Annotated in this window: 13 protein-coding genes; 7 read left to right on the top strand and 6 right to left on the bottom strand. The window is 71.2% G+C overall.

Features of this window, described 5'->3' with window-relative positions:
• Positions 1 to 50: 50 nt before the first annotated feature.
• From ACIBQ6_RS14500 to ACIBQ6_RS14490, 3 genes are all read left to right on the top strand, one after another.
• A complete protein-coding gene (locus ACIBQ6_RS14500; protein WP_397212305.1) occupies positions 51 to 668 on the top strand; it encodes a type 1 glutamine amidotransferase family protein in 618 nt (205 codons plus the stop codon).
• A 92-nt stretch (positions 669 to 760) separates the two neighbouring features.
• Entirely contained in the window at positions 761 to 1,198 is a 438-nt protein-coding gene (locus tag ACIBQ6_RS14495; protein ID WP_387671453.1) for a MarR family winged helix-turn-helix transcriptional regulator, read from the top strand.
• A 503-nt stretch (positions 1,199 to 1,701) separates the two neighbouring features.
• Positions 1,702 to 1,968, top strand: a complete 267-nt coding sequence (locus tag ACIBQ6_RS14490; RefSeq protein ID WP_352322992.1) for a hypothetical protein — start codon at positions 1,702 to 1,704, stop codon at positions 1,966 to 1,968.
• A 278-nt stretch (positions 1,969 to 2,246) separates the two neighbouring features.
• Here ACIBQ6_RS14490 and ACIBQ6_RS14485 read toward each other — a convergent pair whose 3' ends face one another.
• Positions 2,247 to 2,735, bottom strand: coding sequence for a C40 family peptidase (locus ACIBQ6_RS14485; RefSeq protein WP_358291636.1), 489 nt, complete (start codon positions 2,733 to 2,735; stop codon positions 2,247 to 2,249).
• Between the two features lie 399 nt (positions 2,736 to 3,134).
• On the opposite strand from ACIBQ6_RS14485, the gene ACIBQ6_RS14480 reads away from it, so the two are divergent.
• Both ACIBQ6_RS14480 and ACIBQ6_RS14475 read left to right on the top strand, forming a co-directional pair.
• On the top strand, positions 3,135 to 3,401 hold the full coding sequence (locus ACIBQ6_RS14480; protein ID WP_352322994.1) for a hypothetical protein: 267 nt from the start codon (positions 3,135 to 3,137) through the stop codon (positions 3,399 to 3,401).
• 412 nt (positions 3,402 to 3,813) lie between these two features.
• On the top strand, positions 3,814 to 4,161 hold the full coding sequence (locus tag ACIBQ6_RS14475; protein WP_358291638.1) for an STAS domain-containing protein: 348 nt from the start codon (positions 3,814 to 3,816) through the stop codon (positions 4,159 to 4,161).
• Here the strand turns inward: ACIBQ6_RS14475 and ACIBQ6_RS14470 are convergent.
• Genes ACIBQ6_RS14470 through ACIBQ6_RS14450 form a run of 5 tightly spaced genes read right to left on the bottom strand, consistent with a single transcriptional unit; the run spans position 4,128 to position 11,170 of the window.
• Entirely contained in the window at positions 4,128 to 6,323 is a 2,196-nt protein-coding gene (locus ACIBQ6_RS14470; RefSeq protein WP_397212302.1) for a germacradienol/geosmin synthase, read from the bottom strand. The genes ACIBQ6_RS14475 and ACIBQ6_RS14470 overlap by 34 nt on opposite strands.
• Positions 6,323 to 7,693, bottom strand: a complete 1,371-nt coding sequence (locus ACIBQ6_RS14465; RefSeq protein WP_397212300.1) for a family 2B encapsulin nanocompartment shell protein — start codon at positions 7,691 to 7,693, stop codon at positions 6,323 to 6,325. Before ACIBQ6_RS14465 ends, ACIBQ6_RS14470 begins: the two co-directional genes overlap by 1 nt.
• Before the next feature lie 43 nt (positions 7,694 to 7,736).
• Positions 7,737 to 9,146 carry a family 2B encapsulin nanocompartment shell protein gene (locus ACIBQ6_RS14460; protein WP_397212298.1) on the bottom strand — a complete coding sequence of 470 codons (1,410 nt, stop codon included), beginning with the start codon at positions 9,144 to 9,146 and terminating at the stop codon, positions 7,737 to 7,739.
• Between the two features lie 27 nt (positions 9,147 to 9,173).
• Complete coding sequence (locus ACIBQ6_RS14455) at positions 9,174 to 10,115, bottom strand: 4-hydroxy-3-methylbut-2-enyl diphosphate reductase (RefSeq protein ID WP_358291646.1); 942 nt, start codon at positions 10,113 to 10,115, stop codon at positions 9,174 to 9,176.
• An 11-nt stretch (positions 10,116 to 10,126) separates the two neighbouring features.
• A complete protein-coding gene (locus ACIBQ6_RS14450) occupies positions 10,127 to 11,170 on the bottom strand; it encodes a polyprenyl synthetase family protein (protein ID WP_358291648.1) in 1,044 nt (347 codons plus the stop codon).
• A gap of 128 nt (positions 11,171 to 11,298) precedes the next feature.
• Between ACIBQ6_RS14450 and ACIBQ6_RS14445 the strand changes: the two genes are divergently transcribed.
• Together ACIBQ6_RS14445 and ispG are read left to right on the top strand one after the other, a co-directional pair.
• A complete protein-coding gene (locus ACIBQ6_RS14445) occupies positions 11,299 to 13,047 on the top strand; it encodes a 1-deoxy-D-xylulose-5-phosphate synthase (RefSeq protein ID WP_397212295.1) in 1,749 nt (582 codons plus the stop codon).
• Positions 13,035 to 14,138 carry a flavodoxin-dependent (E)-4-hydroxy-3-methylbut-2-enyl-diphosphate synthase gene (gene ispG, locus ACIBQ6_RS14440; protein WP_397212293.1) on the top strand — a complete coding sequence of 368 codons (1,104 nt, stop codon included), beginning with the start codon at positions 13,035 to 13,037 and terminating at the stop codon, positions 14,136 to 14,138. The genes ACIBQ6_RS14445 and ispG overlap by 13 nt, the downstream gene beginning before the upstream one ends.
• The last annotated feature ends 9 nt before the right edge of the window (positions 14,139 to 14,147 follow it).

The following is a 14,147-nucleotide window of genomic DNA, read 5'->3' as shown; positions in this document are numbered from 1 at the left end:
TCGCACGGTTCTCCATTGACAACATGCTGTCGAAATGACAGTATGTTGTCATGAAGGGAATCATCCACCACGCCGTCTACGACACCTTCGCCGACTGGGAGACCGGGCACGCGACCGCCCATCTGCGCAGGGAGCGCTTCCAGCGCGAGCCGGGGGCGTACGAGATCGTCAACGTCGGCCTGACCGGCGAGCCCGTCGTCAGCATGGGCGGCCTGCGGGTCACCCCGGGCCTCGCGCTCGACCGGCTCACGCCCGAGGGCAGCTCGCTGCTCATCCTGCCGGGGGCCGACCTGTGGGACGCGGGTGACGAGCTGGCGCCGTTCGCCCGCGAGGCGCGCGAGTTCCTGGAGGCGGGGGTGCCGGTGGCGGCCATCTGCGGCGCCACGGCCGGCCTCGCCCGCGAGGGCCTGCTCGACGACCGCGGCCACACCAGCGCGGCGCTGCCGTACCTGGGGGCCCAGCAGGGCTACGCCGGAGCCGGGCACTACCAGGAGGCGGACGCCGTGCTCGACGGCGACCTCGTCACCGCCGGCCCGACCGAGCCCGTCGCCTTCGCCCGGGAGATCTTCCGCCGGCTCGACGTCTACCGGCCCGACGTCCTCGACGCCTGGCACCGCCTGTTCGGCGAGAGCGACGCCTCGGCGTTCGAGGTGCTGATGGCCGCATGACCCCCGGCGGCAGCCCCGACCCCGGAGACCCCCTTGCCCGCCGCGACGGGAGCGGTGGCGGGCGAGGTGGGAGCGGTGACGGCGGTGAGAGCGTGGCGGCCGAGCTGCTGTCCGGTCTGGCCCTGGCGTCGTTCCGGCTCAACGGCCAGTTCCTGCACGTGGCGGAGGAGCTGGCCAAGCCGGCGGGCATGACGGCGGCCTGGTGGCAGGTGCTGGGCGCCGTCCTGGGGGAGCCGCTGCCCGTGGCGGGGATCGCCCGGGTGATGGGCATGACCCGCCAGGGTGTGCAGCGCATCGCGGACCTGCTGGTGGAGAGGGGCCTGGCCGAATACCGGCCCAACCCCGCCCACCGCCGCGCCAAGCTCCTCCAGCCGACGGAGGCGGGCCGCGAGGCGATCGCCGGGATCGTCCCGGGCCACCGCGAGTTCGCCGACCGCCTGGTGGACGTGCTCGGCCTCGACGCCGCCCGCGAATCCCTGACCGCCCTCCACCGCCTGACCGCCGCCCTCGACCACCTGATCACCCCCTGACCCGGCCTCTCCCGCGCGTCCCGCCCCCTCCCTGTCCTTCGACGGGAGGGGGCGGTTTTGGTTCGGGGGCGTTCTCGCAGGTCAGCGGGACATCCGGCTCGACCGTCGTCCGGTTATAGCGGAACAGCACCTGCGAGGCGATCACCTGGATAACCACTCACCTGGTCGCCAAATTCGCCGAACTCGGGCCCCGGCGTCGTAGGTCGTTCCTCAAGTTTCGGGTGATCGTTGCCTGAACGGCAGGGCACGAACGCCCCAACATCGCCGCCGGAAGGCCAAAAGAATCCCGTTCACCGGGCAGCCCGACCGGGATATATGCAGTGCCCCGTCGATGAGCGCGGAAACCGAGTGCCAAGAAATCGAGGCGTCTCCTTGACCTTCGTTAGGGCATTCCGAGTTGCGATTTTCGCTGCCTGCCGCGATGGTTATTTGCGGCACCTCACAGCCCTGCACAAACGACCATGGCGCACAAATTCAGCGCCGATCCATGGAGGAAAGCAAACATGATCCGTCGCATTCTGGCCGGTGCAGCTATCGCGGTCACCGCTCTCGGCTTCTCCGCCTCCGCCGCGTCCGCGGACGTCGGCCCCAACCCGTACAACAACGGGCAGAGCATCCTGAGCCAGCTGAGCATCCTCGACGACCTGACGGCGCTGAACGATGTCGCCAACGACTCCATCAAGTACATCGACATCCTCACCCTGCTGCACCTGAACGACATCGAGGCCAACGTCCTCAACAACCAGGACAAGTACGGCGACAACAACTGAGCCTCCTCGCGTGGCGTAGGCAGGAAGACGATCGGCGACCCGCAGGAGAATTCGCGGATCCGCCCGGCCAAGGTCGCCTTCCTGGTGCCTTGAGGTGGACCGAAAGTACGGGCCGTGGCATTTCGCGAGGCCACGGCACGGGCTTGGTGCGCACCGAGCTCTGAACGCCTCGCGGCCCAGGTCGATCACTGCAGGACGACCTGGGCCGCGGGGCTCACGCGTAGGCGCACCCGGCTCCGCGCGGGCCCGGCCGGCGAACTCGGCCAGCCGGGCTCGGCCTAGGCGTCGGAACGGCCCGGGCTCGGGCGTACGACGCCCAGGAAGCGCGGCCGTTCCAGCGCGTCGAGCCGGACGAACTCGCCGCTGAAGGGCGCGTGCACGATCTGCGTGCCGTCCACCGCGAGCGCCACGTGCTCGGGGCCGGGGGTGTCGACGTCGCTGTCGTAGAACACCAGGTCCCCGGGCTGGATCTCCTCCCGCGGTATCCGGATCCCGGACCGCCACTGCTCGTACGTCGTCGTCCCGATGGCCACGCCGGCCCGCGCCCACGCGTACTCGGTGAGGCCCGAGCAGTCGAATCCCCAGGTCCTGGCCCCCTTGCCGATTCCGAATCCGGGGCCGCCCGGACCGCCGCCGCCCCACGAGTACGGGACGCCGATCATCTCTATCGCCGCCCGCAGCGCGATCGAGCCCGCCGCCGACCGGACGGCCGGGGCCTGCGCGCGGCACCCGTGCGGATGGCAGCCCGCGGCGCCCTGCGCGGGCATCGAATGGGAAACGCACACAATGGTGTGCGCCAATGCAATAGCCAACGATCGCAGTAGTCCGTTCATGGCATATTCGGCACCCCCGCGTGGCCGGCCGCGCCGCCGTTACGGCACGGCGTTTCAAGCGACTTCTCCCGATTACCTGCTCCGGGAGTATGGGGATAAAACAACCCGCCGTGCCCGACGAGTCACATTATTTCGGGGCATTTCGGGATGTCTTTCGCCCGATCGACGGCCAAGGAATAAGTGCGGGTACTTGACTTTGGCTTAGCATATTTTCCTTGCGGCCCACCGCAGCCCCACGAGATCGTTATTCGCGAAATTCCTGCCACTCGGGAGGCGGGGTAATAAATGATGACGCGCACCGCTGCGCCGATTCCGATGAAAGGGAAGTAAAAAATGATGCGTCGCATTCTCACCGGTGCAGCCATCGCCGGCGCGCTGTTCGGGTTCACCGCCACGAGCGCCTCGGCCGACGTCGGCCCCAACGCCTACAACGGCGGCAAGGCCATCCTGAGCCAGCTGTCCATCCTGGACGACCTGACGCTGGCCAACGACGTCCTCAACGACTCCGTCAAGTACATCGACGTCCTCACCGCCCTGCACCTCCAGGACATCGAGCTCAACGTCCTGGACGCCCAGAGCAACTACGGCGACAACAACTGAGACCGCTGACCGGCGGCGGTCCGTCCGCGCGCCCGTCAGGCTGACCCGAAGGCGTTCCGGCAGCCACGACCCCTCGTGGCGGCACCTTGCCGAACGCCCCCGGATCGGCCGCGGCGGGACGCGTGCGGGCCCCGCCGAGAGGACGGTCCGAAGCCGGCCCAGCCCTGCGTGCTGGGCCGGCTTCGTGCGTCTGCAGAGACCGGTGCAACCCTTCATTATTCGGCTGCAATTCGGTCATTTTCTCCTGAACATTACATAGCGAAACATACTTCGTGTAATCTGGTTTCGGGTTAATCGTCAGCGCGGCGAAGGAACCGCGACCTCCTCAGGGCGGCCACCACGGCCGGGAGGAAGCTTGACGGTCATCCCACCGGCAACCCCCTGTCCATAGCTGTTGGGGGGTGCGCACGTCGTGAACGATCTCGAAGAGCGGCTGCTCTATCAGGACGGGCAGCTCAGCATCACGCTGCGGGTCGTCCCCGGAGCCCCGGCCGTCGCCCTGTCCGGCGAGGTCGACGTCACCAACAGCCCCGCGCTCGCCAGCACGCTGTCCGACTCGCGCGGGGGCAGCACGTACATCGTGGTCGACACCGGCGAGCTGACCTTCGTCGACCTGTCCGGGCTGCGGGTGCTGGCGCTGCCCGCGCTGCCCCCGGACGAACGGTGGATCCGGCTGCGCAACGTCACGCCGCACCTGCGACGTCTGCTGCGCATGATGGGCTGGTTCTACGCCCCGCGCCCGTACGACGTGCCGCTGTAGAACAGGGTCGCCGCCGAGGTGCCGAGCCCGTGGGGGCCGGACAGCCGGAAGGCCGGCGGCCGGTGGTGCCGGCGCAGGGACGGCTCGTCGTAGCGGAGACAGCCGCGGTGCCAGTTGAGAATGCCGGTCAGCCAATGGCGGCAGTCGGCCAGGAACGCGTCGAGCGTCTGCCGCGCCGCGCAGTCGAGCCCGAGGTCGTCGCACAGGATCGGCAGCTCGTGCGCGGCGATGTGCTGGAACTGCTTCATCCGCGAGGTCAGCAGGTCGTTGACGATGCCGAGCGCGGCCGGGTAGTCGCAGTCGAAGAAGTTCTGGACCACCAGGACGCAGTTGTGCAGCTCGCCCTCGAACTCGATCTCCTTCTGGTACGAGAAGATGTCGTTCAGCAACATCCCGCAGTCCATGACCGCGTTCTCCAGCGCCCGCATCGGGCCGCTCTCGTACAGCGCCTCGGGCAGCGCGTACGCGTGCCGCAGCCGGCACAGGCTCATCGTCAGCTCCGAGCCGAAGGTGAGCCGGCGCATCTCCAGGTAGTCCACCGGGTCGGGGATGTGCCGGGCCGCCTCGTTGCCCAGCTCCCAGAGCCAGCCCTCGCACATCGTCACGACCGACCGCCGCAGCTGCGCGCGGGCGCCGGCCGGCATCGGCCCCGCCGTACGCGCCCACAGGTCGGCCAGGCCGCGTTCGAGCGCGCTCACGGGCGGCGGCGCTGGCGTGCCGTCCAGCGGCATGAACGCCGCGAGCCTGGACACCGTGACCTTGGCCGCCGCCAGGTTGCCCGACCGGCCGAAGACGACGGGGAAGTAGTCGTCGCCGTAGGTGCCCCAGCACAGCCAGTGCGAGGCCAGGTCCAGCTCCTCGGGGGTGGCGTCGGGATGCAGGCCCGCCGCGCACAACGGCAGGTCGTAGTCGGCCAGCTTCTCGGCGTCCCAGACCGCCGAGCCCACGACGCCCGGCTGGGCCTCCAGCAGGCCCATGGACGCGCACCAGGTCACCGCGTTGCGCCGGGCCCCGTCGAGGTGGGGGGACAGGCGCAGCTCGAAGGGCACGTACAGCTCGGGGATCTGCGAGGGGCCGACGCGCTGCCGCCCGGTGTGGGCGAAGTTGCGCAGCCGCTTGGCCCCCGTGCCGGCGACCAGCGACTTCGCGCCGAGCGGCCGGGCCGTCTTCGCGCCCTTGTTCATGTAGCGGCTCGACCGCAGGTGCCACTCGTGCCCGCCGGACTGCCAGTCCTGCAGCCCCTTGACGTAGGCCAGCACGCCCATCGCCGACAGCGGATCGACGGCGTGCTCGACGAACAGCGGGCCCAGCTCGCCCAGCGCGGTGTGCTCGAACTGCTGCATGCGCGAGGTGAGCAGGTCGTTGACGGCGTCGGCGGCCTCCTGCGTCGTGCACCCGAGGAACGTCTCCAGCACCAGCACGCCGTTGCTCAGCTCGCCCTCGTCCCTGACCTCGCGCTCGTAGGAGAACAGGTCGTTGCGCAGGTGCACGGCGTCGGAGAAGCTGTCCTTCAGCACCCGCAGCGGCCTGGTGTCGGCCAGCCGGGCGGGGATCTCGGCCCGCACCGCGTGCTCGACCAGCCCCGCCGACCAGGGCGCGCCGCCCACCTTGCGGCGCATCTCGATGTACTCGACCGGGTTGGCGATCCGGCCCTCGTTGATGTTGGACAGCTCCCAGATCGACTCGTTGAGCAGGTGGCGGGTGCTCTCGGCGAACCGCCGCCGCCAGTCGGCCGACATGCCCGGCACCGTGCGCAGCCACAGGTCGGCCAGGCCCGCCTCGACCGGGTTGGCCGGCTCCGGCATGGACAGGTCGGCGCCCATCGGCATGAACCGGGGAAGCCGGTCGAGGTGCCGCTTGCCGCCCTGGATGTCGCCGGAGCGCTTGAAGACATCGAGGAAGTGGTCGTCGAAGAAGAACACCCAGACGTACCAGTCGGTGATCAGGCACAGCTCGGCGCCGTCGCAGTCGGGGTGGGTGTAGGCGCACATCAGGGAGTAGTCGTGGCCGTCGAGGTCGGCCTCCTCCCAGACGCCCGATCCCTCCAGCATGCCCATCTCGCGCGCCCACAGCTTGGAGTGCGTACGGGCCTCCTCCAGATGCGGGTTGAGCCGCGCCGGGTACGGCATGTAGAAGTCGGGCAGTTCGAACGGCTGAGCCATCAGCTCGCGACCTCCACGTCCTCCAGCACCCCGAGCGCGTCGGGCACCAGCACCGCGCACGAGTAGTAGGCGCTGACCAGGTACGACATGACGGCCCTCCGGTCGATGCCGGTGAGCTTCACGCTGAGCCCCGGCTCCCGCTCGTCGGGCACGCCGGTCTGGAACAGGCCCACGACGCCCTGGTCCTTCTCGCCGGTGCGCATGCACAGGATCGAGGTGGTGCCCGCCCGGCTGATCGGAATCTTGTCGCACGGCAGGATGGGCACCCCGCGCCACGACTGCACGGGCACGCCCTCGATCTCGGCGGTGTCGGGATAGACGCCCCGCGCGCTGCACTGCCGGCCGAAGGCCGCGATCGCCCGCGGGTGGGCCAGGAAGAACCGCGACTTCTTGCGCCGGCTGACCAGGTCGTCCAGGTCGTCGGGGGTGGGCGGACCGGTCAGCGTGCGGATGCGCTGGCTCGGGTCGACGTTGTGCAGCAGGCCGAAGTCGCGGTTGTTGACCAGCTCGCGCTCCTGCGACTCGCGCACCGCCTGGACGGTGAGCCTGAGCTGCTGCTCGGTCTGGTCCATCGGGTCGCCGAACAGGTCCGCGACCCGGGTGTGCACGCGCAGCACGGTCTGCGAGACGCTGAGCTCGTACTCGCGCGGGCCCGGGTCGTAGTCAACGAACGTGCCCGGCAGCGTGTGCTCGCCCCGGTGGCCGGCCGACAGCTCGATGGCCGCCTCGCCGTGCTTGGTCTGGGGGGCCGCCCGCCGGGCGCGGTGGCGGTCGAGCCGGTCGCGCAGGGCGGGCGTGCTCTCGGCCAGCGCGCGCAGCTCCTCCCACGGCAGCGCCAGCACCGTGCACCTGGTGCCGGCCTCCAGCGTGTCGTGCCGTACGGCCCGCTCGCCCGGCGGTTCGGTCCCGGCGTGGTCGCCCTCGCCGAGGGTGCCGAGCACCAGGCGGTTGCCGTAGTCGCCCGGCTGGAACCGGGTGACCCGGCCGTCGGCGACCAGGATGATCTCGTCTGCCGGCCGTCCGGCCCGCGCGATCGTGTCGCCGCGGGCGTACTCCCGCTGCTCGAACAGCCCCGCGAGGGTGTCGAGCAGACGGGCGTCGTCGAGCCCGTGCAGCGGCGGCAGCTCGGTCAGGCTCGGCGGCACCACCCGCACCCGGGCGCCGGTGCGCGAGAAGCTCACCCGGCCACCGCCGACCATGTAGGTGAGCCGCCGGTTCACCCGATAGGTGCCGGCGGTGTCCACCCACGGAAGCATCCGCAGCAACCAGCGGGAGGAGATCTCCTGCATCTGCGGAGGCGTCTTGGTCGTCGTGGCGAGTTTCCGCGCCGCGGCGGTATCCAGGCTCAGCCGCTGATCCGACTCCGTCAACACAAACACCACCAATTCTTGGACCGGACGGACGAAGGGGCTGCTAGCCGTTCCTGCCGAGCTCGACGTCCTCCAGGACGCCGAGCGCGTCGGGCACCAGGACGGCGGCCGAGTAGTAGGCGCTGACCAGGTAGGAGATGATCGCCTTCTCGTTGATGTTCATGAAGCGCACCGACAGGCTGGGCTGGTACTCGTCGGGGATGCCGGTCTGGTGCAGGCCGACGACGCCCTGGTTCTCCTGGCCCGTACGCATGAGCAGGAACGACGTGGTGCGCTTGCCGGTGACCGGGATCTTGCTGCACGGGAAGATCGGCACGCCGCGCCAGGCCGGGATGCGGTGGCCGTTGACCTCGCTGGCCTGCGGGTAGAGGCCGCGCTTGCTGCACTCCCTGCCGAACGCGGCGATGGCCTGCGGGTGCGCGAGGAAGAAGGCCGGCTCCTTCCAGACGACGGCCAGCAGGTCGTCGAGGTCGTCGGGCGTGGGCGGGCCGGAACGGGTGCGGATGCGCTGGCTGAAGTCGGCGTTGTGCAGCAGGCCGAACTCCCGGTTGTTGATCAGCTCGTGCTCCTGGCGCTCGCGCAGGGCCTCGATCGTGAGGCGGAGCTGCTGGTCGAGCTGGCTCATCGGCTGGTTGTACAGGTCGGAGACCCGGCTGTGCACCCGCAGGACCGTCTGGGCGACGCTCAGCTCGTACTCGCGGGGGGACTGCTCGTAGTCCACGAACGTGCCGGGCAGCGCGACCTCGCCGGAGTGGCCGGAGGACATGTCGATCGCGGCCTCGCCGTAGGCGTTCTGGGCGTGGTCGCCGGCCGCCTGCCGGCTCTGGATGTGCTCGCGCAGCGACGGTGACTGCTCGGCCAGCTGCTCGAAGGTCTGCCTGGACAGGGTGAGCACGGTGGTGTGCGTCTTGGCCGTGGCGGTGAAGTCGTACGTGCCGCCGCCGGTCAGCGCCTGCTCGCCGAGGTGGTCGCCGTCGGCCAGGACGCCGAGGTTCTGCTCGTCGCCGTAGGCGCCCTGCCCGACCTTGCCGACCCGGCCGTGGGCGATCAGCACGAGCTGGTCGGCCGGGTCGTCCTCCCTGACGATGGCCTCGCCCGGCTCGACCTCGCGCTGCTGGAAGCGGTCGGCCAGCGCTTCGAGCACCTCCATGTCGTCGAAGCCGCGCAGCATGGGCAGCTCGGTCAGCTCGGCCGGGATGACCCGCACGTCGGAGCCGGTCGTGGAGAACGTGATGCGCCCGTCGCCGAGCGTGTACGTCAGGCGCCTGTTGACCCGGAACACGCCACCGGAGCACTGCACCCACGGCAGCAGCCGCAGCAGCCACCTGGAGGTGATCTCCTGCATCTGCGGGGGCGTCTTGGTGGTGGTCGCGAGCTGTTTGGCGGCCTCGGTACTGAGGCTGAGCTGCCCGTTGCCGTTCAAGGGCGCGCTGGAGTCGGTGGTTTCTGTCATGGTGCACCGCCAATCTCGGTGTGGGGTCTAGCCGGGGTTGCGGGAGGAACGGAGTTCCAGGGGGAGGGAGAAGGTGAGCGTCTCCTCGGTCACGGTCACGGGCTCCACGTCGGTGTAGCCGTGGCCGGCGAGCCAGCCGAGCAGGTCCTCGACCAGCACGTCGGGTACGGACGCGCCGGAGCTGACCCCGACCGTGCCGACGCCGCCGAGCCATCGCGGGTCGGCGTCGGCGGCCCGGTCGACCAGGTGGGCGGCGGGGGCGCCGGCGTGCAGCGCGACCTCGACCAGCCGCCGGGAGTTGGAGGAGTTGGCCGAGCCGACGACGATGACCAGGTCGCAGCGGGGGGCGATGCGGGTGATCGCCTCCTGGCGGTTCTGGCTGGCGTAGCAGATGTCGTCGCTCGGCGGGTCGGCCAGCTGGGGGAAACGGTCGCGCAGCTCGGCGACGGCGCCCATGGTCTCGTCGACCGAGAGGGTGGTCTGCGACAGCCAGGTCATGCGCGCCGCGCCGCTCGCGGTGACCTCGTGGGGCCTGGCCGGATCGACGACGTGGATGCGGCCTGGCGCCTCGCCGAGGGTGCCCTCGACCTCCTCGTGCTCGGCGTGGCCGATGAGCACGATCTCGTGGCCGGCCTCGGCCAGCCGCACCGCCTCCTTGTGCACCTTGGTGACCAGGGGGCAGGTGGCGTCGATCGTGCGCAGGCCGCGGCCCCCGGCCTCCTGCCGGACCGCGGGGGAGACGCCGTGGGCCGAGAAGATCACCAGCGCGCCGTCCGGCACCTCGTCGAGCTCGTCGACGAAGACCGCCCCGCGCTCGGTGAGGTCGGCCACCACGAACGTGTTGTGCACGATCTGCTTGCGCACGTAGACCGGTGGCCCGAAGCGCCGCAGCGCCTCCTCCACGGAGAAGATGGCCCGTTCGACGCCCGCGCAGTAACCGCGCGGGGCCGCGAGCAGTACGCGTCCCATCGGAGAGCCCCCTACTTGGTACGGTGCGCGAGCTGGTCGGCCAGGACGGACAGCGCACTGCCGGCCTCGGGCCCGATCGGCGCCCGGGCCAGGGCGGCCGTGGCCTCGCCCACGCGTTCGTCGATCATCGACTCGACCTGGTCGAGCGCGCCGGTGTCGATGAGGATGGTGCGCAGCCCGACGGCCTGCTCCTCGGTGAGCGCCGGGTTGCCGTGCCAGGCGCGCAGGTAGCCGAGCTGCGCGGGCGAGGCGTGCGCCATGGCGTGCGCGATCAGCACCGTGTGTTTGCCCTCGCGCAGGTCGTCGAGCGCCGACTTGCCGGTCTCGGCCGCCGACCCGAACGTGCCCAGCACGTCGTCGCGCAGCTGGAACGCCTCGCCGAGCGGCACGCCGAACCGGGAGAAGGCGTCGAGCAGCTCGGGTGCGGCGCCGGCCAGGGCGCCGCCGATCTGCAACGGCCGCTCGACGGTGTACTTGGCCGTCTTGTAGCGGATCACCGTGAGCGCCTCCGGCACGCTCGCGCCGGCGCGGAGCTGGGCGAGGATGTCGAGGTACTGGCCGCTGATGACCTCGGTGCGCATGGCGTCGAAGAGGTGGTGGGCGGCGCGCAGGCGGACGGGCTCGACGCCGCACGACGACAGCAGGGTGTCGGACCAGGCCAGGCTGAGCGTGCCGAGCAGGATGCCGCCCGCGTGCCCGAACGCCTCCGCGGACGGGCCGTCGTGGAGGTCGGCGAGGTTGCGGTGGATGGTCGCCCGGCCCCGGCGCAGCTCGCTGCCGTCCATGATGTCGTCGTGGATGAGCAGCCCGGCGTGGCACAGCTCCAGGGCCGCCGCGGCGCTGACGATCTCGTCGCAGTCGGCGCCGCCCGCGCCCCGCCAGCCCCAGTAGCACAGCAGGGGGCGGATGCGTTTGCCGCCGCCGAGGATGAACTCGGTCAGCAGCCGGTAGGCCGTCTGCACGTCGGGATCGGAGACAGGCGAACGCCATGTCTCAAGGAAGTCGGCGAGGCGTCGCTCGATCCGTGATCCGAGGTAGTGCTGAGTGAAGCTCACCGGCATCCGCTCGGCTCCTTCTGGTCGGGACGCACTACCAATAGTTACTACTTGAATACAGAGCGTGTAAAGTGTCTTGGGGCTTTCAACTATTCTTTTGGCTCACCGCAACACCGTCAGGGGATGTCATGACGACCCTGTTGCCGTACGTTTCCACTCCCCAAGACCTGCGCGCCCTGCCCGCCGAGCTGCTGCCCGGCCTCGCCCGCGAGATCCGCGACTTCCTGGTCGAGAAGGTGAGCGCCCGCGGCGGGCACCTCGGCTCCAATCTCGGCGTCGTCGAGCTCACGATCGCCCTCCACCGCGTCTTCGACTCGCCCGGCGACGCCATCGTCTTCGACACCGGGCACCAGGCGTACGTCCACAAGATCCTGACCGGGCGGCGCGACGCCTTCGACGCCCTGCGCTGCCGCGGCGGCCTCAGCGGCTATCCGAGCCGGGAGGAGTCCGTGCACGACCACGTCGACAACTCCCACGCCTCCGCCGCGCTCGCCTACGCCGACGGGCTGGCCAAGGCGCGCCTGCTGACCGGCGACGCCGGCCGGGCGGTGGTCGCCGTGGTCGGCGACGGCGCGCTCACCGGCGGACCGGCCTGGGAGGCGCTCAACAACCTGGGCGCCGCCCGCCACCGGCCGGTCGTCGTCGTGCTCAACGACAACGGCCGCTCCTACGCCCCCACCCACGGCGGCATCGCCGACCACCTCGCCCGCCTGCGCACGGCCGCCGACGTGACCGTCTTCGAGCAGCTCGGCCTGCGCTACCTGGGCCCGGTCGACGGCCACGACATCGCCGCGCTCGAAGCGGTCCTGCGCGCCGCCCGCGAGCTGCGCGCCCCCGTCGTGGTCCACTGCGTCACCCGCAAGGGCCGCGGCTACGACCCGGCCGAGCGCGACCACGACGAGCACCTGCACGCGATCCCGGCCACCGATCCGGCCACCGGCCGCCCCCTCGCGGCCGGCGCCGCCACCTGGACCGACGCGTTCGCCCGCCACCTGTGCGTGCTCGGCGAGCGCCGCGACGACCTGGTGGCCGTCACCGCCGCGATGCCGGGGCCGACCGGGCTGGCCTGCTTCGGGCGGCGCTTCCCCGGCCGCATGTTCGACGTCGGCATCGCCGAGCAGCACGCGCTGGCCTCGGCGGCGGGCATGGCCATGGCGGGCCTGCACCCCGTGGTCGCCGTCTACGCGACGTTCCTCGGGCGCGCCCTCGACCAGGTGCTGATGGACGTCGCCCTGCACCGGCTGCCGGTGACGCTCGTGCTCGACCGGGCCGGGCTCACCGGCCCCGACGGGCCCAGCCACCACGGCATGTGGGACCTGGCGGCGCTGGCCATGGTGCCCGGCATGCGGGTGGCCGCGCCGCGCGACGTCCGCCGGCTGTGCGAGCTGCTGGAGGAGGCGGTCGAGCACCCCGGGCCCACCGCGCTGCGCTTCCCCAAGGCGGCCGCCGGTCCCGAGCTGCCGCGCGTGGGGCGGCTCGGCGACGTCGACGTGCTCTTCGCGGGCGGTCCCGACGTGCTGCTGGTGGCGGTCGGGCCGATGGCCGGGCCGTGCCTGGGCGCGGCGGCCATGTTGTCGGCCGCCGGGATCGGCGTGACCGTGGTCGACCCCCGCTGGGTGATCCCGGTCCCGGCCGGTCTGCGCGGGCCGGCCGGGGCCGCCCGGCTGGTGGTGACCGTCGAGGACGGCCTGGCCGCCTGCGGGGCCGGCGCCCTGCTCCGGCAGGAGTGCGGGCCCCGGCAGCACATCGTCAACCTCGGCTTGCCGCGCGAGTTCGTCGCGCACGGGAGCCGGGCCGGGCTGCTCGCCGAGGCCGGGCTCACCGGTCAGGGCATCGCGCACACCGTTCGAAGGGAGCTGGACAGGTGGCCGCTGTAGATCTCGGACTGCCGGTGCGACATCGGGCGCGCAGGGCGTCCAGGCAGGTCATGGTGGGGTCCGTGCCGGTGGGGGGCGACGCGCCCGTCTCGGTGCAGTCGATGACGACGACGGTGACGGCCGACGTCAACGCCACGTTGCAGCAGATCGCCGAGCTGACGGCGGCGGGCTGCCAGATCGTCCGCGTCGCGGTGCCGACCCAGGACGACGCCGACGCGCTGCCGGAGATCGCGCGCAAGTCGCAGATCCCGGTCGTCGCCGACATCCACTTCCAGCCGCGGTACGTCTTCGCCGCCATCGAGGCGGGGTGCGCGGCGGTCCGGGTCAATCCCGGGAACATCAAGAAGTTCGATGACAAGGTGGGTGAGATCGCGCGGGCCGCGGCCGGCGCGGGGGTGTCGATCCGCATCGGGGTGAACGCCGGTTCGCTCGACCCCCGGCTGCTGGCCAAGCACGGCAGGGCCACGCCGGCCGCGCTGGTGGAGTCGGCGCTGTGGGAGTGCTCGCTGTTCGAGGAGCACGGCTTCCGCGACATCAAGCTCTCCGTCAAGCACCACGACCCGCAGGTGATGACGGCGGCCTACCGGATGCTGGCCCGCAGCTGCGACTACCCGCTGCACCTCGGCGTCACCGAGGCAGGGCCGCTCATGCAGGGCACGATCAAGTCGGCGGTGGCGTTCGGGATCCTGCTCGACGAGGGCATCGGCGACACGATCCGCGTCTCGCTGTCGGCGCCGCCGGTGGAGGAGGTCAAGGTCGGGATCGGCATCCTGGAGTCGCTGGGGCTGCGGCGGCGCAGGCTGGAGATCGTCTCCTGCCCGTCGTGCGGGCGGGCCCAGGTCGACGTGTACGGGCTGGCCGAACGGGTCACCGCGGCGCTCGACGGGTTCCCCCATCCGCTGCGGGTGGCGGTGATGGGCTGCGTGGTCAACGGGCCGGGCGAGGCCAGGGAGGCGGACCTGGGCGTGGCCTCGGGCAACGGCAAGGGGCAGATCTTCGTCAGGGGCGAGGTGGTCCGCACCGTCCCCGAGTCGCGGATCGTGGAGACGCTGGTCGAGGAGGCCCTGCGGCTGGCCGCGGACGCGTCCTGACGGTCGTGG

The sequence above is a fragment of the Nonomuraea sp. NPDC049655 genome (assembly GCF_044465465.1).
Taxonomy (GTDB): Bacteria; Actinomycetota; Actinomycetes; order Streptosporangiales; family Streptosporangiaceae; genus Nonomuraea.
The sequence above is the reverse complement of the archived record's forward strand: the minus strand, read 5'-3'. Positions and strand labels throughout refer to the sequence as shown.